This window comes from Planomonospora alba (genome assembly GCF_039534085.1).
Lineage (GTDB): Bacteria > Actinomycetota > Actinomycetes > Streptosporangiales > Streptosporangiaceae > Planomonospora_B > Planomonospora_B alba.
Window position 1 is genome coordinate 1 of the sequence record NZ_BAAAUT010000084.1, and the last position, 22,360, is coordinate 22,360.

Genomic DNA, 22,360 nt, shown 5'->3' on the forward strand with positions numbered 1-22,360 from the left:
CGGCGGACGGCGCCGTACGGCCGGCGGCGGTGGGCGGCCGTCAGTCGCGGGCGTTCAGCAGGGTGCGCAGGATGCGGCTCAGCGTCGCGGCGTCCCCGGGATCGAGGGCGGCGGCCAGCCGGGCGAGGTTGGCGGCGTGCTCGGTGAGGGCGGCGTCGACGACCCGTCGCCCCTCCTCCGTCAGGGTGACGCGGAAGCTGCGGCGGTCGGCCGGATCGAGGCTCCGCCCGACCAGCCCCGCAGCCTCCAGCCGGTCCAGCCTGCTGGTCATGCCCGCGCGGGACGTCATCAGCACCGCCGACAGCTCCGAGGGGATCATCGTGTACGGCGGGCCGCACCGGCGCAGCGCGGCCAGGACGTCGAACTCGCCCGGCCGCAGGCCGTGCCGGGCGAGGACCGGCTCCACCTCCGCCTCCACGGTCCGCGCCAGCTGCGCGACCCGCCCGAAGACCTCCATCGGGGACAGATCGAGATCGGGCCGCTCGCGCCGCCACTGTTCGAGGATCCGGTCGATCGCGTCCCGCGGCTCCCCGTCCGGCTCACCGTTCACGCCCCGATCCTATTCGGGTCCGGATAGTCGGGCGGCGTATCACCGGCCCGGCGCACGCGCCCGCTCCTCCGGATCGCTCACAGCCGGGCGCGCTGCGTCAGCGCCACGCACGCCACCACGGCCAGCGCCGCACCGGCCGTCACCGCCTCCACCCGTTCGCCGAGCAGGAGCCAGGCCCACACCATGGTCAGCGGCGGCTGGACGAGCTGGGTCTGCCCGGCCCGGGCGATGCCGCCCGCGGCCAGGCCCGCGTACCAGGGGATGAAGCCGAGGAACATCGCGACCAGGCCGGCGTAGGCGAGCCCGGCCAGCGCCGCCGGCTCCGGCCGGACGTCGGTGGTCAGCGCCAGCGCGGCGGTCGCGGGAACGGTCAACGGCGCCGCGAGGACCAGGGCGTGGGAGATGACCTGCCAGCCGGGGGTCTCGCGCGACAGCCGGCCGCCCTCGGTGTACCCGGCGGCGGCCGAGAGCAGCGCGGCCACGAGCAGCAGATCGGCCGCGGTGGCGTGGCCCCCGCCCCGGCCGAGGGTGAAGACCGTGACGGCGGCGGCCCCGGCGGCGCAGGCCGCCCAGAACAGCGGCCGGGGCCGCTCCCCGGCCCGCAGCACGGCGCAGGCGGCGGTCGTCGCGGGCAGCAGCCCGACGACCACGGCGGCGTGGGAGGCGGAGGCCCCGGAGTCGAGCGCGAGCCCGCTGAAGACGGGGAAGCCGACGACCACCCCGGCCACGATGACGAGATGGGACCGCAGGTGCGCTCGCGGGGGAAGCAGCGGCGCCCGCGCGACCAGGAGGAACACCAGAGCCGCAGCGGTGGCGATGACCGCCCGCGCCGCGGCCACCAGGTAGGGGTCGAAGCCCTCCATCGCGAACACCGTCGCGGGGAAGGAGCCGGAGAACATCAGCACGCCGAGCCCGGCCAGCGCGGTCCCCCGCCACGCTCCGGCGGCGGATCCCGCCCCGGCGCCCGGCCTCCCGCCGGACGGGACGGCGGGCGGGGCGGCGGGGGGAGCGGACGGCCCCGTGCGGGAGCGGGTCCCGGCGGGCAGGTCCGCTATCCGGCCGGGGGCGATAGCGCTACTGTTATCCTTCATGAATGACGATAGCAGTATCGTCCGGCTCGCCGCCATCCTCCGGGAGGAGACAGAACGACTCCGCCCCGGTGACCGGCTGCCGTCGAGCCGCGAGCTGATGCGACGGCACGGCGTCAGTCCGGTGACCGTCTCCCGGGCGATCGGCCGGCTGGCCGCGGAGGGCCGGGTGGTGACCCGGCCGGGCAGCGGCACCTACGTCACGCCCCGGGCCGCCCGCGCGGCGGGCGATCCCGCCGACCTCTCCTGGCAGACGGTGGCGCTGGGCGACCGGGTGGTGGACGACACCGGGGTGGCCGGCCTCCTCACGCCCCCGCCCGAGGGGACCGTCCCGCTGACCGGCGGCTACCTCACCCCAGCCCTGCGCCCGTCCCGGGCGCTCAACGCCGCCGCCGCGCGCGCCCTGCGCCGCTCCGACGCCTGGGCGCTCCCGCCGGTCAGCGGCCTGGCGGAGCTGCGCCGGTGGTTCGCGCGGGAGGCCGGAGGCGACGTCGCCCCCTCCGACGCCCTCATCGCGGGCGGCGGGCAGTCGGCCCTCACCCACGCCTTCCGCGCCCTGGCCGCCCCCGGCTCCCCGGTGCTCGTGGAGACCCCCACCTACCCCGGGGCGCTGACCGCCGCCCGCGCGGCCGGGCTGCGGGCGACGGCCGTGCCGATGGACCGCGACGGGGTCCGGCCGGAGCTCCTGGCCGAGGCGTTCGCCGTCACCGGGGCGCGGGTCTTCTTCTGCCAGCCGACCCTGCACAGCCCGACCGGTGCGACGCTCGGCCTGGAGCGCCGTGAGCAGGTCCTGGCGGTGGCCCGGGCGGCGGGAGCGTTCGTGGTCGAGGACGACTACGCCCGCTACTTCACGACCGCGCCGGTCCCCCCGCCGCTGGTCGCCCTCGACACCCACGGCACCGTGGTCCACGTCAACTCCCTGTCGAAGGTCCTGTCGCCGAGCGTGCGCGTCGCCGGAGTGGTCGCGCGGGGCCCGGCCGCGCACCGGCTCCGGGCGAGCCAGGTGGTGGACTCGTTCTTCGTGGCCAGGCCGCTGCAGGAGACGGTGCTGGAGTTCGTCGGCTCGCCCTCCTGGTCCCGCCACCTGTCCGCCCTCACCGGCGAGCTGACCGCCCGCCGGGACGCGCTCGTCTCCGCCCTGGCCGCCCGGCTGCCCGCCGCCGCGGTCCACCTGGTGCCCAGAGGCGGCCTGCACCTGTGGGTCCGGCTCCCGCAGGATCTCGACGAGGACGCGGTGGTGGAGGAGGCCCGGCGGGCGGGGGTCGCGGTCAGTCCGGGGCGCATCTACTACCCCGCCGAACCGCCGGGACCGCGGCTCCGCCTCACCCACACGGCGGCGGCCGACCTGCCCGAACTGGCCGAGGGGGTCCGGCGGCTGGCCCTGGCGGTGAGGCGGGCGGCGGGCTCCGCCTAGCTTCCCCGCGGCCGCCGCAGGCCGGGCCGCCACGCGGATCCGCCGCAAAACACCATTAAAAATATTATGAAGGTGCCGAAGGCGAACACAACCACCTACTGCCGTACAGTGGTGGCGAAGAGGTGATCCACCCCATGACCGATCCCGCCGCCCTGGTGTGCGACTTCGTCAACAGCTACGACGTCGAGAGCGGCACCGACGCGCTCCCCTCACCCGAGGCGCTCACCGCCTGGCTCGCCAGACGCGGCCTGGCCCGGGCGGACGACGCGGCCGGCGACGAGGAGCTGGCCGTCGCCGTCGCGTTCCGCGAGGCGCTCCGCGCCGCGCTGCGCGCCAACCACCCCCAGGGCCCCGGCGGCGGAGCGGACGGCGGGCGGGACGAGGGCGCGGGCGGACCGGACGGCGCGCCCCCGCTCCCCCACGTGCTGGACCGGCTGCCCGTCACGGTCGTCCTGACCGCCGGCGGGCCGGTCCTGGAGCCGGTCGCGACCGGCGCCCCGGGCGGGCTGGCGAGGATCGCGGCGGCGGTGGTGGAGGTCCGGGTCGCCGGCCTCTGGCCGCGGCTGAAGGTCTGCACGGAGAGCACCTGCCAGTGGGCGTTCGTCGACTCCTCCAAGAACCGCTCCCGGTCGTGGTGCTCGATGAAGGTGTGCGGAAACCGCACCAAGACCAGGGCATATCGGGCACGACGACAGAGCGGGACAGGTTCACGTCATCTGTGAGGCAGATTCCCCGATACGGTGTAACTGCCTGTCTCCAGGGTCCACCCGCCCGACGCCCGCTCGCGTGGCATGAGACCCGCGAGGCAGCGCGTCCCAGCGGCGTACGGCAGATAAGGAGCGGGCCGAGATGGCAGACGTAGGCGTGCGGGCGGCTCGGCACGATGATGTCGACGCGGTGACGAGCACCCAGATCCGCGCCTGGCGATACGGCTACCGGGAATTCCTGCCCGAGGGCCCACTGGAGCAGATGACCGGCCCGGCCGCCGAGAAGATGTGGCGCCGGCAGTGGGACGAGGCGATCCTCAGCCCGCCGACGCCCCGGCACCGCGTGCTGGTCGCGGTGGAGCGGGTCGTCCTCGACACCGACGCGTTCCCCGCGCTCGGCCCCGGCGGGATCGAGGCCCTCGCGGCGGCGCAGGGCGCCGAACGGGTGGTGGGCCTGGCCTCCCACGCGCCCGCCGAGGACCCCGATCTCAACCCCGACACCACCGCCGAGATGCTCTCCTTCCTGGTGGACCCCGACCACGTCCGGCGCGGCCACGGCAGCCGCCTGCTCAACGCCACGGTCGACCACCTGCGCGAGGACGGTTACCACACGGTCGTGACCTGGGTGTTCGCCGACAACCACGCCCTGCTCGGGTTCCTGGAGTCGGCCGGCTGGGGCGAGGACGGCGCCGAGCGCGTCCTGGACATGGGCCGTCCGGTGCGGATGGTCCGCATGGCCACCGACATCAGCTAGCAACCCGCGCGGGCCCCGCCGGGGATCCCGCGGGGACCCCCGCCGCGCCCCGCGGGCGCCGCGCCCCATCCCGAGAGGAAACCGCCACCCCATGGCCACCCCGAGCCAGTGGATCGCCGGAGCCCGTCCGCGCACCCTCCCCGCCGCCGTCGTCCCCGTCGCCGTCGGCACCGGCGTCGCCGCCGGGTACGACGGGGCGGTGTGGTGGCGCGCCCTGCTGGCGCTGTTCGTGGCGCTCGCCCTCCAGGTCGGCGTGAACTACGCCAACGACTACAGCGACGGGGTGCGCGGCACCGACGACGAGCGGGTCGGACCGATGCGCCTGGTCGGCTCCCGGGCCGCCTCCCCGCGCCAGGTCCTCGCCGCCGCGCTGGGCTGCTTCCTGGCCGCCGCCGTGGCCGGGCTGGCGCTGACCGTGATCACGCGGGCGTGGTGGCTGCCGGCGGTCGGCGCGGCGGCGATCGCGGCGGCCTGGTTCTACACCGGCGGCTCCCGCCCGTACGGCTACCGCGCGCTCGGCGAGGTCTCGGTCTTCGTGTTCTTCGGGCTGGTGGCGGTGGCGGGCACCACGTTCGTCCAGCTGGAGCGGCTCCCCTGGCCGGCGGTGGCCGCCTCGGTCCCGGCCGGGCTGCTGGCCTGCGCCATGCTGGTGATCAACAATCTGCGCGACATCGTGACCGACGGCCCGGCGGGGAAGCGCACGCTGGCGGTCGTCCTCGGTGACGCCCGCACCCGCACGCTCTACGTGCTCTGCCTCGTGCTCCCCCTGCTCGTCTCGGCGGCCCTGGTGCTCTGGCACCCGCTTGCGGCCCTGGGCGTGCTGGCCGCGCCGCTCGCGCTCGCCCCGGTGAGGACGGTCCGGGCGGGTGCCACCGGTCCGGCACTGATCGCGACGCTCCAGCAGACCGGCCGCTTCCAGCTGGTCTTCGGCGCCCTGTTCAGCGTCGGCCTGGCGCTGTAGGGGCACCGGTCGCCCCCTGGACCGCGCCCGCGGGCCGCGACCCGGCCGCGCCGGCGCCATGCCGCCGCCATGCCGGGGCCGCGGCGGGCCTTGCACGGCTGATCTCCAATCTCTCTTAACCACTTATTTCAATACTTGACACAAGATAGCAAAGAGAGTTTCCTCCACCTAGCCGTTGGTACGCCCATCGGGCCGGGCGCGTGGTGGCTCCGCCGTACCCGTGGGGCGCCACCCGCCCCGGCCCCGCACCCCCGCCACGAAGGAGAACCGTGTCCAGCACCCAGACCGCACCGCGGACGGGACGCCGCCCTCGCGGCCGGCGCGCGCTCCGTGCCGCCCTCGCCGCCCTCCTCGCCACCGGCGGCCTCACGGTCGCCTCGGCCCCCGCGGCCTCCGCCGCCGGTGAGACCGTCGACGTCCACCTGACCACCACCTCCGACTCCGCAGGCCGTACGGTGACCCGGGGCCTGCAGCGGCAGAACCCGATCGCCTTCACCTCCGGCGGCGGCTCCGCCTCCCGTACGATCACCGTGAACGAGGGCGTCCGCTACCAGACCTTCGAGGGCGGCGGCGCGTCCATCACCGACACCACCGCCTACCTGCTGCGCGGCGGCCCGGTCAGCGCCGCCACCCGCGACGAGGTCATGCGCAGGCTGTTCAGCCCGACCGAGGGCATCGGCCTGTCGTTCGTCCGCAACCCGATCGGCGCCTCCGACCTGTCCCGCCCGGGCAACGTCTCGCTCGACGACACCTGCTGCGACCTGAGCGACTTCGGCCGCAACGGCTACGACACGGACGTGCGGCTGCTGACCCAGCAGGCCAAGCGGCTCAACCCGCAGCTGCGGGTCAAGGGCGTGCCGTGGAGCGCCCCCGGCTGGATGAAGGACAACGGCCGGATGGACCAGATGGGCTGGCTCAAGTGGGAGTACTACCCCACGTACGCCCAGTACCTGGTGAAGTACATCCAGTCCTACGCCGCGGCCGGTGTGAAGATCGACTATCTCTCGGTCCAGAACGAGCCGAACTGCTGCCAGGCCGCCAACCCGACGGCGATGAACTACCCCGGCATGAGCTGGAACCCCTCGGGGCTCGTCGAGTTCACCAAGAACCACGTCTACCCGGCGTTCCGTGCCGCCGGCATCGACACCAAGATCCTCGTCCACGACTGGAACTACGGCGACTACGCCGGATTCGGCGCCGCCGTCCTCGGCGACGCCGGGGTCCGCGACGACCCGCTGTTCGGCGGCATCGCCTGGCACGGCTACTTCGGCGACCCCGCGGTCGGCACCCAGGTGCACGACCGGTACCCGTCGGTGCGGCAGTTCAGCACCGAGCACTCGGGCGGCACCTGGATCGGCAACCAGCACAACGAGGACATGAACGACATCGTCGCCTACGCCCGCAACTGGAGCAGCAGCCTGGTCAAGTGGAGCCTGGCCCTCAACCAGCACATGGGACCGCACAACGGCGGCTGCGGCACCTGCACCGGCCTGATCACCGTGCAGGAGGGCGGCGCCCGCGCCGGCCAGGTCGACTACACCATCGAGTACTACACCACCGGGCACCTGACCAAGTTCGTCAAGCCCGGCGCCCAGCGCATCGACTCCACCGCCGACGACACCGTCAAGAACGTCGCCTACCGCAACCCGGACGGCTCCAAGGCTCTGATCGCCCACAACGGCGGCACCTCCGCCCAGTCGATCAAGGTGGTCTGGGGCGGTCAGTCGTTCACCTACACCCTGCCGGCCCGCACCTCGGCCACCTTCACCTGGAGCGGCACCCCGTCCGGCGGCGGCACCCCGGACGGGCCCACCGGCACGATCAGCGGCCTGGCCGGCCGCTGCCTGGACGTCACCGACGGCAACAGCGCCGACGGCACCCCCGTGCAGATGTGGACCTGCTTCGGCGGCCCCAACCAGCAGTGGACCCGCGCCTCCGACGGCACGATCCGCTCCCTGGGCAAGTGCCTCGACGTCAGCGGCGGCTCCACCGCGGACGGCGCCCGGGTGCAGCTGTACACCTGCAACGGGACGGCCGCCCAGCGGTGGACCCACACCGGCGGCCGCGACCTGGTGAACCCGGCCGCGGACAAGTGCCTCGACGTGGTGGGCAACGCCGCCGCCGACGGCGCCCGGCTGCAGATCTGGTCCTGCACCGGCGGGGCCAACCAGAAGTGGAACGTCCCGTCCTGACCCCGCCCTGATCCGGCCCGGGCCCGCAGGACCACCCGCACGGCGGCCCCTGCGGGCCCGGGCGGCGGACTCCGGGACCGGGGGCCGTTCAGCACGCGGCACGGCGGCCCCTGCGGGCCCGGGCGGCGGCGCGCCGGGGCGCGGTCCCCGCGCCCCTCACAGCACCCGGCGCATCACGACGCGGGGCGCGAGCTCGATGCCCAGCTCCCGCTCGTGCTCCACCAGCGCGGCCAGCTCCGGCCCCCACTCGGCCGGATCCAACACGGCGAAACCGCGCCGCGCGTACCACGGCCCGTTCCACGGCACGTCCCGGAACGTGGTGAGCGTGACGGCCGGTGAACCCGCCGCCGCCGCGTGCGCGCAGACCGCCTCCACCAGCCGCCCCCCGATGCCCCGCCGCCCGTGATCGGGGTGGACCGCGAGCTGGTCGAGGTGGACGTTCCCGTCGGCCTGCCCGACCATCGCGAAGGCGACCGGCGGGTCACCGGCGACCAGGACGCGGGACGGGTCGCCCGCCTCCTCGACCATCGTCGTGCCCGGCGGGAAGACGATGCCGACCTGGGCGAAGAGCCCGTCGGCCGCGGTCTCCACCGCCGCCAGCCCCGGCAGCTCCTCCGCCGTCGCCCAGCGGACCTCAGCCGACGTCATCACGCTTCCCGTAGAAATGGAGGATGTGACGACATCCGACGCAGATCATCAGGGTTATGACCTGTGACGTCAGGAAGAGCCGCCTTCCCTCGAACCTGCCGTCGTACGTCGTCTCCTCCTGGCCGAACTCCGTACCGCCGCAGACCGGACAGGAGAGATCAGCTCGCACCATATCCGTAGGACGAGCGGTCGGCCGCGAGGGTTCCGATCGCTCCCGCTCCCGGAACCGTGCGGCGCCTCACAGGTCGAGCAGGTGCTCCAGGCCGACGGTCAGCCCCGGCAGCTCGCGGACCCGGCGGACGCCGAGCAGCACCCCCGGCGTGAACGACGCCCGGTTCATGGTGTCGTGCCGGATGGTGAGGGTCTCCCCGCCGCCGCCCAGCAGCACCTCCTGGTGGGCGATCAGGCCGGCCAGCCGTACGGCGTGCACGCGGACCCCGTCCACGTCGGCGCCCCGTGCCCCGTCCAGCTCGGCGCTGGTCGCGTCGGGCATCGGGGCCAGACCGGCCTTGCGCCGCGCCTCGGCGACCAGCTCGGCCGTACGGCGGGCGGTGCCCGACGGCGCGTCGGCCTTGTTCGGGTGGTGCAGCTCGACGATCTCGACGGAGTCGAAGTAGCGGGCGGCCTGCTGCGCGAAGTGCATCATCAGCACGGCCGCGATGCCGAAGTTCGGGGCGATCAGCGCGTTGACGCCCGGGTTCGCCTCCAGCCAGCCGCGCACCTGGGCGAGCCTGCCGGCGTCGAAGCCGGTGGTGCCCACCACCGGATGGACACCGTGCTCGATGCACCAGCGCATGTTGTCCATGACGACGTCGGGGTGGGTGAAGTCGACCACGACCTCGGCGCCCTCCAGCACCTCGATCGGGTCGCCCGCATCGACGGTCGCGACCAGCTCCAGGTCGTCCGCCGCCTCGACGGCCTTGCACACTTCGACACCGACGCGCCCGCGGGCGCCCAGAACTCCAACCCTGATCACGGTCCAAGGCTATACCCGGCGGAAACGGCGGACGGCCCCGGCACCGGGTGCCGGGGCCGTCCGCGCGGGCCCGCGGGAACGGTCAGGCGGACACGGCCCAGCCGAAGTCCTTGTCCTCGTACGGGCCGATGACCGCGAGGGTCTTCGGGCGGGTGAGGACGTCGCGGGCGACCGCGGAGACGTCCTCCGGGGTCACCGCCTCGATCCTGGCCAGCACCTCGTCCACGGAGAGGAACTCGTCGTAGACGAGCTCGCCCTTGCCGATCCGGGACATCCGGGAACCGGTGTCCTCCAGACCGAGCACGAGGCCGCCGCGCATCTGGCCCTTGCCGCGGACGATCTCCTCCTCGGAGATGCCGTCGGCGACCACCCGCAGGAGCTCGTCCCGGCAGATCTTCAGCACCTCGTCGGCCTTCGACGGCAGGCAGCCGACGTAGACGCCGAACTGGCCGGTGTCGGAGTACTGGGAGGTGTAGCTGTAGGCCGAGTAGGCCAGGCCGCGCTTCTCCCGGATCTCCTGGAACAGCCGGGACGACATGCCGCCGCCCAGTGCCGCGTTGAGCACGCCGAGGGCGAAGCGCCGCTCGTCGGTGCGGGTCAGGGCGGTCGTGCCGAGCACCAGGTTCGCCTGCTCGGTCGGCCGGTGCAGCACCCGCACGCCGGAGCCGGCCGGGACCGCCTCGCCCGAGACCCGCGGCGGGACCGGCACGGCGTCGCCGCCCAGCGCCCCCGCCCGCTCGTAGGCGGCGGCGACCAGCTCCACCACCCGCTCGTGCTCGATGTTGCCCGCCACCGCCACCACGGTGCGCGCCGGCAGGTAGCGGGTCCGGTAGTACTCCTCGATCCGGTCCCGGCCGATCGCATTGATCGTCTCGACCGTGCCGAGGATCGGCCGCCCGATGGGCGTGTCGCCGTACAGCTCGGCGGAGAACTGCTCGTGCACGACGTCCGACGGGTCGTCGTCGTGCATGGCGATCTCCTCCAGGATCACGCCCCGCTCGGCCTCGACGTCGTCGGCGGTGATGAGCGAGGAGGTCACGACGTCGGCGAGCACGTCGATCGCCACCCGCAGATCCTCGTCGAGGACCCGCGCGTAGTAGCAGGTGTACTCCTTGGCGGTGAAGGCGTTGATCTCACCGCCGATGCCCTCGATCGCCGCGGAGATCTCCAGCGCGTCCCGCGTGGGCGTGCCCTTGAACAGCAGGTGTTCCAGGAAGTGGGAGGCCCCCATGTGCTCGGGGGCCTCGTCACGCGAGCCGATGCCGACCCACATGCCGACCGCGACGCTGCGCACGGTCGGCATGCTCTCGGTCACCACCCGGAGCCCACCGGGGAGGACGGTGCGCCGTACGACCCCGGCACCGCCGGAGCCGGGGTGCAGAGTGGTGGTGATCACGAGTTGCGGTCTTCTCCCCCGCGGCTCCTGCCGCCGCTGGTCCGGGTCCGGGTGCGGGTGCGGCGCGGCTTCTCCTCGCCGGAGGCGGCGGACTGCTCCGCGGGCGCGGCGTCCGTCTCACCGGACTCCGGCGTGCCGGCCTCGGCCCCGTCCGGTCCCTTGGCCTCGGCCTCCTTCTCGACCACCTCGACGGGGACGAGGGAGAGCTTGCCGCGGGAGTCGATCTCGGCGATCTCCACCTGGATCTTGTCGCCCACGTTCATGACGTCCTCGACGTTCTCGATGCGCTTGCCGCCGTGCAGCTTGCGGATCTGGGAGACGTGCAGCAGGCCGTCCTTGCCCGGCATGAGGGAGATGAACGCGCCGAAGGCGGCGATCTTCACGACCGTGCCCAGGTAGCGCTCGCCGACCTCCGGCATGTGCGGGTTGGCGATGGCGTTGATGGCCGAGCGGGCCGCCTCCGCGGACGGGCCGTCGGTGGCGCCGATGTAGATGGTGCCGTCGTCCTCGATCGTGATCTCGGCGCCGGTGTCGTCCTGGATCTGGTTGATCATCTTGCCCTTCGGGCCGATGACCTCGCCGATCTTGTCGACCGGGACCTTGATCGTGATGATGCGCGGCGCCGTCGCGTTCATCTCCGCCGGGGAGTCGATGGCCTCCTGCATCACGTCGAGGATCGCCAGCCGGGCGGCCTTGGCCTGCTTCAGCGCGGCGACCAGGACCGAGGCGGGGATGCCGTCGAGCTTGGTGTCGAGCTGGAGGGCGGTGATGAGCTCCCGGGTGCCGGCGACCTTGAAGTCCATGTCGCCCATGGCGTCCTCGGCGCCGAGGATGTCGGTCAGCGTGACGTACTGGTCGCCCTCGTTGATCAGGCCCATCGCGATGCCCGCGACGATGCCCTTCAGCGGCACTCCGGCGTCCAACAGGGACATCGTGCTCGCGCAGACCGAGCCCATCGAGGTGGATCCGTTGGAGCCGAGGGCCTCGGAGACCTGGCGGATCGCGTAGGGGAACTCCTCGCGGCTCGGCAGGACCGGCAGGAGCGCCCGCTCGGCGAGCGCGCCGTGGCCGATCTCGCGGCGCTTGGGCGAGCCCACCCGGCCGGTCTCACCGGTGGAGTAGGGCGGGAAGTTGTAGTTGTGCATGTATCGCTTGGTGCGATCGGGGCTGAGCGTGTCGATCATCTGCTCCATGCGGAGCATGTTCAGCGTGGTGATGCCCAGGATCTGGGTCTCGCCGCGCTCGAACAGGGCCGAGCCGTGCACCCGGGGGACGACGTGGACCTCGGCGTTGAGCTGCCGGATGTCCTTGGGACCGCGGCCGTCGATGCGCACGCCCTCGGCGATGACCCGCTCGCGCATGAGCTTCTTGGTCAGCGCCCGGAACGCGGCGCCGATCTCCTTCTCGCGTCCCTCGAAGTCCGGGCCGACCTTCTCGGCGGCCAGGGCCTTGACCCGGTCGAGCTCGTTCTCGCGCTCCTGCTTGCCGGCGATGGTCAGCGCGGCGGCGAGCTCGCTCTTGACCGCGCCGGTCACGGCCTGCAGGACGTCGTCCTGGTAGTCGAGGAACAGGGGGTACTCGGCGGTCTCCTTGGCGGCGGTCTTGGCCACCCGGGACTGCGCGTCGCACAGGACCTTGATGAACGGCTTGGCGGCCTCCAGGCCCTGCGCCACCGTCTCCTCGGTCGGCGCGACCGCGCCCTCGGCGACGAGCTTGAGCGTGTCGCGGGTGGACTCCGCCTCGACCATCATGATCGCGACGTCGCCGTCCTCCAGGACGCGGCCGGCGACCACCATGTCGAAGGTGGCGTTCTCCAGCTCCGAGTGGGTCGGGAAGGCCACCCACTGGCCCTCGATCAGCGCGACGCGCACGCCGCCGATCGGGCCGGAGAAGGGCAGCCCGGCGAGCTGCGTGGACAGGGAGGCGGCGTTGATCGCGACCACGTCGTACAGGTGGTCGGGGTGGAGCGCCATGACCGTCGCGACGACCTGGATCTCGTTGCGCAGGCCCTTGACGAACGACGGGCGGAGCGGCCGGTCGATCAGGCGGCAGGTGAGGATGGCGTCCTCGGACGGACGGCCCTCACGGCGGAAGAACGAGCCGGGGATGCGGCCCGCGGCGTACATCCGCTCCTCGACGTCCACCGTGAGGGGGAAGAAGTCGAGGTTCTCCTTGGGGGACTTGGAGGCGGTGGTCGCGGACAGGACCATCGTCTCCTCGTCGAGGTAGACGACGGCGGAGCCCGCCGCCTGCCGGGCGAGGCGTCCGGTCTCGAACCGGACGGTACGCGTGCCGAAAGAGCCGTTGTCGATGACGGCTTCGCTGCTGTGGACACCCTCCACGGGGGACCTCCTTGTGTCGGTCGCCCGCGTCCCCCAGGCGCGCGTGTCGCGCCTGGGCCTCTTTTCGCCGCTTCCCCGTAGGTGCAGCGCCGGTCTTCGATCGAAGCGCCCGGTCCGGCGCGACCTGAGCCGCGGTGACCGGGAGCCACTACCGAGGACCGGCCCGCAGGCGTCGCGGGGACGCTTGCTCTCGGACGCGGGGCGTTTTCTCGGCTATTCAGTTTGCCCGCGGGACCGGCGCGGTCCCGGCGCGACGCGCCGGGATCGGGCCCCACGAGACGGGGAGCGGCACGCGGCCGCTCCCCACAATGCTATCGGCGCAGGCCGAGACGCTCGATGAGCGCACGGTAACGCTCGATGTCCTTGCTCTGCAGGTACTTGAGCAGACGGCGACGACGGCCGACCAGCAGCAGCAGGCCGCGCTGGCTGTGGAAGTCGTGCTTGTTGCGCTTCATGTGCTCGGTGAGCTCACTGATGCGCTTGGTCAGCAGCGCGATCTGCACCTCGGGCGAGCCGGTGTCGGTCTCACTCTTGGCGTACTCACTGATGATCTGCTTCTTGGCGGCGCTGTCGAGCGACACTTCTCTCCTTGGACCTCTACGGGCACGCGCGATCTCGATGGCCCGAACGACCGTGCGTGCCTACAGTCGCCGTGGCGGGATCAGCCTCCCGGGGGTTACGACACCACCGGTTACGGAGCTGACACGCCAGACTACCATCAGCCCCCGCGCTCTCGCACGCACCGCGCCCCGGCCCCGATGCGCCCCCGGTCATCCCGCGGCGGGCGCCCGGGCTCCCGCCCGCCGTCCGCCGCGGGCCGGAGCGGGCGCTCCCGCCCCGGCGTCCCCGCGAGGCGGGCACGCCCGGGCGGCGAGGTGGTCCTGCAGCTCGGCGTGGCGGAACTGGTAGAGCGGCCCGACGGTGCGCAGCAGCCCGAGCCGGTGCATGTCGTCGAGGAACGGGATCAGCCGGGAGGGCAGGAAGCCGGTGGGCGCCAGCCACAGCAGGACGAGCCGGCAGGCCAGCCACGCGTGGTGGCGCCCGATCGCCACGCCGGCCACCAGCCCGGGAAGCCCGCCCATGCAGAGCCCGTACACCATCCCCACGACGGTCTCCAGAGGTTCCTCCCGTGAGGCGAGTCCTGTCAGGACCCCTGGCACGAGTCCGCACACCGATCCGGCCATGAGCGCGCGGAAGAACGCGAGGTTCCTGTCGTGCACCCACGCCGAGGAAGGAGCGGTCACGGAGACCACGGGGGTCGGGCGCTCCACCCGCCTGATCCATGCGATGAGCACGGCGGCGACCCCGGCGAGGTAGCCCCCCAGCAGAACGGTGACCGCGGCGACCATCAGGAGGTTGGAGACGGGCCCGCTCCCGGCGCCCTCACCGAACCAGATCAGAAGCCCGCACACCAGTGCGGTCCCCGCCCAGACCGCGAACCCGAGCGCGAGACCGCGGAGGGGGATCCGGAACAGTCGGCCTATCCTCCGGTCGGCGAAGCCCGGAGCCTCCCGGAACCACCTCCCGGCCCTGATCCCGATCACGATCGCGAACCCGGCCATGATCGGGATCACGCCCTGCGGAGGATAGAGCTGCACGGGCAGGAACCCGAGTCCGACCACCGCCGCCGCCACGAACCCGGCCGCCAGCTGGAGCCGGCGGCGCGCGGCGGGAGGGGCGGCGTAGCGGGCGATGGTCCACCAGGCCAGGTCCCGGGTGCCGTTGCGGTTCAGGAGATCGGCCAGGTTGCCCAGCCACGCGCGGGCCTGTCCGGGGTTCCATTCCCGGCGGGGACGGAAGGGAGCGGCCCGGTCCGGGGCGGAGGGCCGGGCGCGGAGGAACGTCTCGACGAGGCGGTCGAGCAGGTGGGCGCGGAGCCTGCCGGCGTCGTCCCCGAACGCGCCGGTCAGCGGTGCGGGGTCGGCGCCGGGAACGGTGTAGACCATCCGGACCAGCCAGAGCCCCAGCGGGCTTGCGGCCACCGCGGCGAGGGCCGGGGCCGCGCCCGACCGCAGGGCCTCCAGCACCGCCGTCCAGTCGTGCCGGGGCTCGGGCGGCAGGCACTCCCGCAGGTAGTCGGCGGCGGCGCCCGGGGTGAGCACCGCGGGGACGACGACGGCCGCGCCCGTCAGGACGTCTCCCGCGTCCCGCACGGCGGCGGCGTACTCGGCGGTGCGGCTGGTGAGGACCACCTGGTCGCGCTCGGCCAGCGAGCCGTTCAGCGCCATGACCACCTGGGACCGGGCCGGCGCGGGCAGCTCGTCCAGCCCGTCCAGGACGGGCAGGACGTGCCCCTGCCGGACCAGCGCCGCGGGGACGCCGTCACCGCCGTACTCGGCGGCCCGCAGGGCCGGGTAGTCGGCGGCCAGCCGTACCGCCAGCCACTCGTGCAGCCGCCGGTGGCGGCCGGTGTCCCAGCCCGCGACCGAGAGCAGCACCGGCACCGGCTCGTCGTCGGCGCGGGTGCGGACCAGCTCCAGCAGGAGCTGTACGGCCAGCGTCGTCTTGCCCATGCCGGGACCTCCGGCGATCACCAGACGGCGGTGCCTCAACCGCCGGAACTCCTCGGCCAGCCCGCGGATGTCATCGGCGCGGCCACCGAGCGGCGGCCGCCCCTGCACGATCATGTGCGGGTGGTCCATCAGCACGCGCCTGCCGGTCAGGTGCCAGGCGACCGGGATCGGCCCCGGATCGCACAGCGAGCGGAAGCATGCCTCCTCCGTCCACTGCCGGTCCACCAGGTCCGCCAGCGCCGCCTTGGCCTCGGCGATGTCCGCGCCGCTCGGGGCGGGGGGAGGCGGCGGCCGCCGGAAGACCCACCTGAGCACGCCCGCCAGCGCCGTTCCGGCCGCGAGGACGGCCCCGGGTATGCCGAGGAAATCGGCGAGGCTCAGGTCCTCGTCCAGGTCGACCATACTGCGCCCCAGCACAGCGACGAGGGCGCAGCCGATCACCAGGAGCACGAGGGTGAGGACGATCCGCCACCGTCGCCTCCCCGTCTCCGTGAGGGGCATGCCGCGCTCCCCGGTCTCCTCCGCGTCCGGCCGCAGGCGGGCCGCCCGGCCCGCCGCGGCCCGCCACGGGTCCGGCGATCGCGCCCCGCCCGAATTTCCAGCATCGCTCCGGAGCGCGGCGGCGGCCTCCAAGGCAGCCCTGGATCGCCCCACTTTTACGGAAAAATTCAGACATGACGGATCGGTCGTCCGGGGGAGGGCGGGAGGCCCTGCCGTACCGGGCGGCGGGACGGGCGCACCGGCCGCCCGGCCCAGGGAGGCCGGTCCGCCCGGCGGGAAGGCCGGGTCAGGAGGCGGCGAAGCGGCGGGCCTCGTCGACGTCGGCGCGCATCTGCTCGACCAGCGCCTCCACCGAGTCGAACCTCAGGTTGTCGCGGAGCCGCGTGCCGAACTCCACGGCCACGTGCGCGCCGTACAGCTCCAGGTCGTCGCGGTCGAGCGCGTAGGCCTCCACGGTGCGGGCCACGCCCTCGAAGGTCGGGTTGGTGCCCACGGAGATCGCCGCGGGCCAGCGCTCGCCGCCGTAGGCGGCCGGCAGGTTCCCCACCGCGATGCCCTGCAGCCAGCCGGCGTAGACCCCGTCCGGCGGGATCGCCGTGAAGTCGGGCGGCTCGACATTGGCGGTGGGGAAGCCCAGCTGCCGCCCGCGCTGGTAGCCGCGGACCACCACGCCCTCCACCCGGTGCGGGCGGCCCAGCGCAGCCGTGACGGCCTCGATGTCGCCCGCGGCGAGCCGCTCGCGGACCAGGGTCGAGGAGACGGTCTCGCCGTCGCCGACCAGTGGCACGCCCTCGGCCTCGAAGTCGTACTTCTCCCCGAGGGTGCGCAGCGTCTCCACGTCGCCGGCGGCCTTGTGGCCGAAGCGGAAGTTCTCCCCCACCACGACCCCCGCCGCGTGCAGCCGGTCCACCAGGACGGTCTGCACGAACTCGTCCGGGCTCATCCGGGAGAACTCCAGCGTGAACGGCAGCACGCAGACCGCCTCCACCCCGAGCCCGACGAGCAGCTCCGCGCGATGCCTCGTCGTCGTCAGCCGCGGCGGGTGCGTGCCCGGGCGGACCACCTCGTCCGGGTGCGGGTCGAAGGTCACCACCACCGAGGGGAGCCCGAGCCGCCGGGCCATCGCGACGGCGCGGGCCACCAGCCGCCGGTGGCCGGCGTGCACCCCGTCGAAGACGCCGATCGTGATGACCGACCTGCCCCAATCCTCGGGCACGTCGTCCAGTCCGTGCCAGATTCGCACCGCAGCCTCTTCCCTTTTGACGGATCGACCTCTCAAGCGTGCCACGTCCCGCGGGCTCCCTCCCCATCGGGGAGGTCCTACGGGCCCGCCGCGCGGCCCGCGGGACCGCCGTCCCGCACCGGTCAGCCCGCGAAGACGGCCAGGGACCTGGTGGTCCTGCCGCGCTCCTCGACCAGGGCGAGCAGAGTGCCGTCCGGCCCGAACACGCCGATCGGACCCTCGCCCAGCCCGGCCGACGGCAGCCGCCCGCCGTGCGCCACCGTGCGCGCCTCCTCCGCGGTCACGTCGCGGCGGGGGAAGGCCGCGGCGACGGCGTCGGCCATCGGCAGGATCACGCACTCCCGGGCGAGCCGCTCGATCGTGTGCGCCGCCGACAGCGTGTAGGGGCCGACCCGGGTGCGGCGCAGGTAGGTCAGGTGGCCGCCGGTGCCGAGGGCGGCACCGAGGTCGCGGGCCAGCGCCCGGATGTAGGTGCCGCTGGAGCAGGACACCGAGACGTCGACGTCGACCAGGTCGCCCTCCCTGCGGACGGCGGTGACCTCGAAGGCCGAGACCGTCACCGGCCTCGCGGCCAGCTCGACCTCCTCGCCCAACCTGGCCCGCTTGTAGGCCCGCTCCCCGTTCACCTTGATGGCGCTCACCTGCGGCGGGACCTGCATGATGCGGCCGGTCAGGGCTGCGGCGCCCTTGCGGATCTCCTCGTCGGAGACCCCGGAGGCCGGCGCCGTCGCGATGATCTCGCCCTCGGCGTCGTCGGTGTTGGTGGACTGGCCCAGCCGGATCGTGCCGTCGTAGCCCTTCTCGGTCAGCGCCAGGTGCCCGAGGAGCCGGGTCGCCTTCTCCACGCCGACCACCAGCACGCCGGTTGCCATCGGGTCCAGGGTCCCGGCGTGGCCGACCCGCCGGGTGCCCGCGATGCCGCGGAGCTTGCCGACGACGTCGTGCGAGGTCCAGCCGGCGGGCTTGTCCACGATGATCAACCCGCTCGGCGGCGGGGTTCGCTTGGCGCGAGCCGTACTCATCAGCACATCCTTCTACGAGAGCGCGCTCACAGCAGCGCGCGGAGACCCGCCATGGTCTCCTCGACGGGCAGGTGGGAGGTGAAGCCCGCGGCCCGGGCGTGCCCGCCGCCGCCCAGCGCGGCGCAGACCCCGGCCACGTCCACGCCGCCCCGGGAGCGGGTGGAGACCTGCCAGGCGCCGTCGTCGTCCTCCTTGAGGACGACGGCCACCTCCGCCTCCCCGGCGCGCCGGACCACGTCGATGATCGGCTCCACCTCGTCGTACGGCAGGCCGTACGCGGCCCGGTCGGCGCGGGTGACGAACGTCCACACCAGGCCCCCGCCCACCTCGGGCTCCAGCGTGACCCGGCCGAGGGCGGCGCTGAGCACCTTCAGATAGCCGAAGGGGGAGCTGTCCCAGAGCCGCCGGGCGATCTCCTCGGTGTCCAGCCCGGTGGCGACCAGCCGTGCGGCCATGCGGTGCGCGGCCGGGGTGGTCGAGGAGTGCCTGAACGAGCCGGTGTCGGTGACCAGGCCGGTGTACAGGCAGGTGGCGATGGCCTCGTCGACCGGCAGGCCGAGCCGGTCGAGCAGCCGCTCGACGAGCGCGGTGGTGGAGGGCGCCGCGGGGTCGATCAGGTTGACCGTGCCGAAGCGCGGGTTGGACGGGTGGTGGTCCACCACGATCAGCTCCCGCGCCCTGCCCGCGCTGGCAGCCAGCACCCCCAGCCGGTCCACGGTGGCGGCGTCGAAGGCGACCATCAGCTCGGGGGCCTCGGGATAGTCCCCGGGCCCGACCAGGAGGTCCTGACCGGGCAGGAAGCGCAGCAGCCGGGGCACCTCGAACCGGCGGTCGCCGAAGGAGGCCGTCACCCGCTTGCCCGCCGCGCGCAGCGCCGCCCCGGCGGCCAGCATCGACCCCAGGGCGTCCCCGTCCGGGGAGACGTGGCAGGCGAGGGCGATCTCGCCGGCGGACGAGATCAGCTCGGCGGCCCGGTCCCAGTCGTGCTCCGGCACCGGGTCCGCCGGACGGCCGTCGCGCACGCCGGACGTCACGTCGCCGGGCGTCCCGCGCGGCCCGGCGTGCCGCCGACGGACCCCTCGGCCCCGTGGACCCCTTCGGCCCCGGAGCCGTCCTCGTCGTCACCGGCGTCCTCCTCGGGCCGCCGGTACGGGTCGGCGTCGCCGGCGTACTCCGCCGTCTCCCGCCGCCTGGCGATCTCCTCGTCCCGGGCCCTGGCCGCGGCGAACAGGTCGTCCAGGTGCCGGGCGCTGTCCGGGAGCGGGTCGTGGGCGAACGTCAGCGTCGGCGTGTGGCGCAGGCCGGTCTGGCGGCCCACCTCCGAGCGGATGAGCCCCTTGGCGCTCTCCAGCGCCGCGGCGGAGTCGGCCCGCTCGGCCTCGGAGCCGAAGACGGTGTAGAACACCGTGGCGTCGCTGAGGTCGGCGGTGATCCGGGCGTCGGTCACGGTCACGAAGCCGAGGCGCGGGTCCTTGATCCGGCGTTCCAGCATCTCGGCCACCACCTGCCGGATACGGTCAGCGATCTTGCGCGCGCGTGCGGCGTCTACCATCGCTCCCCCTTCTCACGTAAGACGACCGGGCACGAAGGGGGTCTTCGCCACCGGTCGTCTGCGTCTACTAGTCCTCGTCCTCGTTGTAGAGCCGCTGCCTGGCCGACAGCAGCTCGATCTCCGGGCGGCCGGCGACCAGGCGCTCGCAGTCGTCCAGCACCGCGCCGCAGTTGGCGGCGGTGGCGGAGACGACCGCGATCCCGATCTCCGTACGGCGGTGCAGGTCCAGGTGGCCGGTCTCGGCGACCGCCACGGCCGGGAAGCGCCGCTGCACCTCGGCGATGATGGGACGCACCACGGAGCGTTTCTGCTTCAGCGAACGCACGTCGCCGAGCAGGATGTCCAGCGTCAGGGCACCTACGTACATGTCCGGTTCTCCGCGTGTCTCTCCTGCCGTCCCGCGCCGGTGCGGCGCACCGGCGCGGGACGGGGACGGAGCATCAGACGCGCGGCTTCTCCCGCATCTCGAACGTCTCGATGACGTCGTCGATCTTGATGTCGTTGTATCCGACGCCGATACCGCACTCGAAGCCCTCGCGGACCTCGGTCGCGTCGTCCTTGAACCGGCGCAGCGACGAGACGGTCAGGTTGTCGGAGATCACGACACCGCCGCGGATGAGGCGGGCCTTGCTGTTGCGGACGATCGTCCCGGAGCGGACGATCGCACCGGCGATGTTGCCGATCTTCGGCACCTTGAAGACCTCGCGGACTTCGGCGGTGCCCATCTGGACCTCTTCGAACTCGGGCTTGAGCATGCCCTTGAGGGCCGCCTCGATCTCCTCGATCGCCTGGTAGATGACCGAGTAGTAGCGGATGTCGACGCCCTCGCGCTCGGCCAGGTCGCGCGCCCGGACCTCGGGTCGCACGTTGAAGCCGATGATGACGGCGTTGTCGTCGGCCATCGCCAGGTTGACGTCGTACTCGGTGATGGCGCCGACCGCGCGGTGGAGCACCCGCAGGCGCACCTCCTCGCCGACGTCGATCTTGAGCAGGGCGTCCTCCAGGGCCTCGACCGAACCGGAGACGTCACCCTTGATGATGAGCTTGAGCTCGTCGACCTGGCCCTTCTCCATCTCGCTGAAGAGCTCTTCGAGGGTGCGGCGCCGGCCGGACTTGGCCATGTCCGCGATGCGCTTGCGCGCCGCCCGCTGCTGGGCGATCTGACGCGCCATCCGGTCGTCGCTGACGACGATGAAGTTGTCGCCGGCGCCGGGCACCGCGGTCAGACCGAGCACCAGGACCGGACGCGACGGGTCGGCCTCGTCGATCGACTCGCCGTTGTCGTCCAGCATCGCCCGGACGCGGCCGAAGGCCTCGCCGCAGACGATCGAGTCGCCCACCCGGAGCGTGCCGCGCTGGACCAGCACGGTCGCGACCGGGCCGCGGCCCTTGTCGAGGTGGGCCTCGATGGCGACGCCCTGGGCGTCCATCGTCGGGTTCGCCCGCAGGTCGAGCTCGGCGTCCGCGGTGAGCAGCACGGCCTCGAGCAGGTCCTCGATGCCGATGCCGTTCTTGGCGGAGATGTCGACGAACAGCGTGCTGCCGCCGTACTCCTCGGCCACCAGACCGTACTCGGTGAGCTGGGCCCGCACCTTGTTCGGGTCCGCGCCCTCCTTGTCGATCTTGTTGACCGCGACCACGACCGGGACGTCGGCCGCCTGGGCGTGGTTCAGCGCCTCGATGGTCTGCGGCTTCACGCCGTCGTCGGCCGCCACCACCAGGATGGCGATGTCGGTGACCTTGGCACCGCGGGCACGCATGGCGGTGAACGCCTCGTGACCCGGGGTGTCGATGAAGGTGATCCGCCGCTGCTCGCCCTCGTGCTCGGTGGCGATCTGGTAGGCACCGATGTGCTGGGTGATGCCACCGGCCTCGCGCGCCACCACGTTGGTCTTGCGGATGGCGTCGAGCAGCCTGGTCTTACCGTGGTCGACGTGACCCATGACGGTCACCACCGGCGGGCGCGCGACCAGGTCGGCCTCGTCGCCCTCGTCCTCGCCGAACTCGATGTCGAAGGACTCGAGAAGCTCGCGGTCCTCCTCCTCCGGGCTGACGATGAGCAGGTTGTAGTCCAGCTCGGCGGCGAGCAGCTGCAGGGTGTCCTCGTTGACCGACTGCGTCGCGGTCACCATCTCGCCGAGGTGCAGCATGATCTGCACCAGCGACGCGGGGTTCGCGCCGATCTTGTCGGCGAAGTCCGCCAGGGACGCGCCGCGGGACAGCCGGATGGTCTGGCCGCCGCCGCGAGGAGCCTGCACGCCGCCGATCGCCGGCGCCTGCATGTTGTCGAACTCCTGGCGCCTCTGGCGCTTGGACTTGCGGCCGCGGGCCGGGCGTCCGCCCGGACGGCCGAAGGCACCCGCCGTGCCGCCGCCGCGGCCGCGGCCGCCGCCACCGGGACGACCGGCGAAACCGCCGCCGCCACCCGGCGCGCCCGCCGCGGTCCCCGGACGGCGGCCGCCGCCACCGGGACGACCGGCGAAACCACCCGGACAAGTCGG

19 protein-coding genes are annotated in these 22,360 nt (G+C 73.5%); 5 read left to right on the top strand and 14 right to left on the bottom strand.

Going from position 1 to position 22,360, the window contains the following annotated elements; genetic code table 11:
* Nucleotides 1–40: 40 nt before the first annotated feature.
* A complete protein-coding gene (locus ABD823_RS31780) occupies nucleotides 41–550 on the bottom strand; it encodes a MarR family winged helix-turn-helix transcriptional regulator (protein ID WP_344866146.1) in 510 nt (169 codons plus the stop codon).
* Between the two features lie 77 nt (nucleotides 551–627).
* Entirely contained in the window at nucleotides 628–1,641 is a 1,014-nt protein-coding gene (locus ABD823_RS31785; protein ID WP_344866148.1) for a DMT family transporter, read from the bottom strand.
* Between ABD823_RS31785 and ABD823_RS31790 the strand changes: the two genes are divergently transcribed.
* From ABD823_RS31790 to ABD823_RS31810, 5 genes are all read left to right on the top strand, one after another.
* On the top strand, nucleotides 1,640–3,052 hold the full coding sequence (locus ABD823_RS31790; RefSeq protein WP_344866150.1) for an aminotransferase-like domain-containing protein: 1,413 nt from the start codon (nucleotides 1,640–1,642) through the stop codon (nucleotides 3,050–3,052). The two genes, ABD823_RS31785 and ABD823_RS31790, sit on opposite strands and share 2 nt — an antisense overlap.
* Nucleotides 3,053–3,186: 134 nt before the next feature.
* Nucleotides 3,187–3,774: a CGNR zinc finger domain-containing protein gene (locus tag ABD823_RS31795; protein ID WP_344866152.1), complete on the top strand. Its 588-nt coding sequence runs from the start codon at nucleotides 3,187–3,189 to the stop codon at nucleotides 3,772–3,774.
* Nucleotides 3,775–3,901: 127 nt separating this feature from the next.
* Nucleotides 3,902–4,513: a GNAT family N-acetyltransferase gene (locus ABD823_RS31800; RefSeq protein ID WP_344866154.1), complete on the top strand. Its 612-nt coding sequence runs from the start codon at nucleotides 3,902–3,904 to the stop codon at nucleotides 4,511–4,513.
* A 91-nt stretch (nucleotides 4,514–4,604) separates the two neighbouring features.
* The gene (locus ABD823_RS31805; RefSeq protein ID WP_344866156.1) at nucleotides 4,605–5,474 is read left to right on the top strand and encodes a 1,4-dihydroxy-2-naphthoate polyprenyltransferase; all 870 of its coding nucleotides are present in this window, start codon (nucleotides 4,605–4,607) and stop codon (nucleotides 5,472–5,474) included.
* A 269-nt stretch (nucleotides 5,475–5,743) separates the two neighbouring features.
* A complete protein-coding gene (locus tag ABD823_RS31810; protein ID WP_344866158.1) occupies nucleotides 5,744–7,666 on the top strand; it encodes a ricin-type beta-trefoil lectin domain protein in 1,923 nt (640 codons plus the stop codon).
* A gap of 156 nt (nucleotides 7,667–7,822) precedes the next feature.
* Here the strand turns inward: ABD823_RS31810 and ABD823_RS31815 are convergent, their stop codons facing one another.
* The 12 genes from ABD823_RS31815 to infB all read right to left on the bottom strand — a co-directional run.
* Entirely contained in the window at nucleotides 7,823–8,314 is a 492-nt protein-coding gene (locus ABD823_RS31815) for a GNAT family N-acetyltransferase (protein WP_344866160.1), read from the bottom strand.
* Between the two features lie 238 nt (nucleotides 8,315–8,552).
* Complete coding sequence (gene dapB, locus ABD823_RS31820) at nucleotides 8,553–9,290, bottom strand: 4-hydroxy-tetrahydrodipicolinate reductase (RefSeq protein ID WP_344866161.1); 738 nt, start codon at nucleotides 9,288–9,290, stop codon at nucleotides 8,553–8,555.
* A gap of 82 nt (nucleotides 9,291–9,372) precedes the next feature.
* On the bottom strand, nucleotides 9,373–10,683 hold the full coding sequence (locus ABD823_RS31825) for a M16 family metallopeptidase (RefSeq protein WP_344866181.1): 1,311 nt from the start codon (nucleotides 10,681–10,683) through the stop codon (nucleotides 9,373–9,375).
* Complete coding sequence (locus ABD823_RS31830) at nucleotides 10,683–13,028, bottom strand: polyribonucleotide nucleotidyltransferase (RefSeq protein WP_344866163.1); 2,346 nt, start codon at nucleotides 13,026–13,028, stop codon at nucleotides 10,683–10,685. Before ABD823_RS31830 ends, ABD823_RS31825 begins: the two co-directional genes overlap by 1 nt.
* Nucleotides 13,029–13,339: 311 nt before the next feature.
* Complete coding sequence (rpsO, locus tag ABD823_RS31835; protein ID WP_344866165.1) at nucleotides 13,340–13,609, bottom strand: 30S ribosomal protein S15; 270 nt, start codon at nucleotides 13,607–13,609, stop codon at nucleotides 13,340–13,342.
* 189 nt (nucleotides 13,610–13,798) lie between these two features.
* Nucleotides 13,799–16,042 (bottom strand): NACHT domain-containing protein, encoded by a 2,244-nt coding sequence (locus ABD823_RS31840; protein WP_344866167.1) that lies wholly within the window; start codon nucleotides 16,040–16,042, stop codon nucleotides 13,799–13,801.
* A gap of 286 nt (nucleotides 16,043–16,328) precedes the next feature.
* Nucleotides 16,329–17,285, bottom strand: a complete 957-nt coding sequence (locus tag ABD823_RS31845; RefSeq protein WP_344866169.1) for a bifunctional riboflavin kinase/FAD synthetase — start codon at nucleotides 17,283–17,285, stop codon at nucleotides 16,329–16,331.
* 122 nt (nucleotides 17,286–17,407) lie between these two features.
* Entirely contained in the window at nucleotides 17,408–18,307 is a 900-nt protein-coding gene (gene truB, locus ABD823_RS31850) for a tRNA pseudouridine(55) synthase TruB (protein ID WP_344866171.1), read from the bottom strand.
* Nucleotides 18,308–18,333: 26 nt separating this feature from the next.
* A complete protein-coding gene (locus ABD823_RS31855) occupies nucleotides 18,334–19,341 on the bottom strand; it encodes a DHH family phosphoesterase (protein WP_344866173.1) in 1,008 nt (335 codons plus the stop codon).
* Entirely contained in the window at nucleotides 19,338–19,859 is a 522-nt protein-coding gene (gene rbfA / locus ABD823_RS31860) for a 30S ribosome-binding factor RbfA (protein ID WP_344866175.1), read from the bottom strand. Before rbfA ends, ABD823_RS31855 begins: the two co-directional genes overlap by 4 nt.
* A 67-nt stretch (nucleotides 19,860–19,926) precedes the next feature.
* The gene (locus tag ABD823_RS31865) at nucleotides 19,927–20,226 is read right to left on the bottom strand and encodes a DUF503 domain-containing protein (RefSeq protein WP_344866177.1); all 300 of its coding nucleotides are present in this window, start codon (nucleotides 20,224–20,226) and stop codon (nucleotides 19,927–19,929) included.
* 73 nt (nucleotides 20,227–20,299) lie between these two features.
* Nucleotides 20,300–22,360: translation initiation factor IF-2 (gene infB, locus ABD823_RS31870; protein ID WP_344866179.1), on the bottom strand; the 2,061-nt coding region annotated here is incomplete at its 5' end.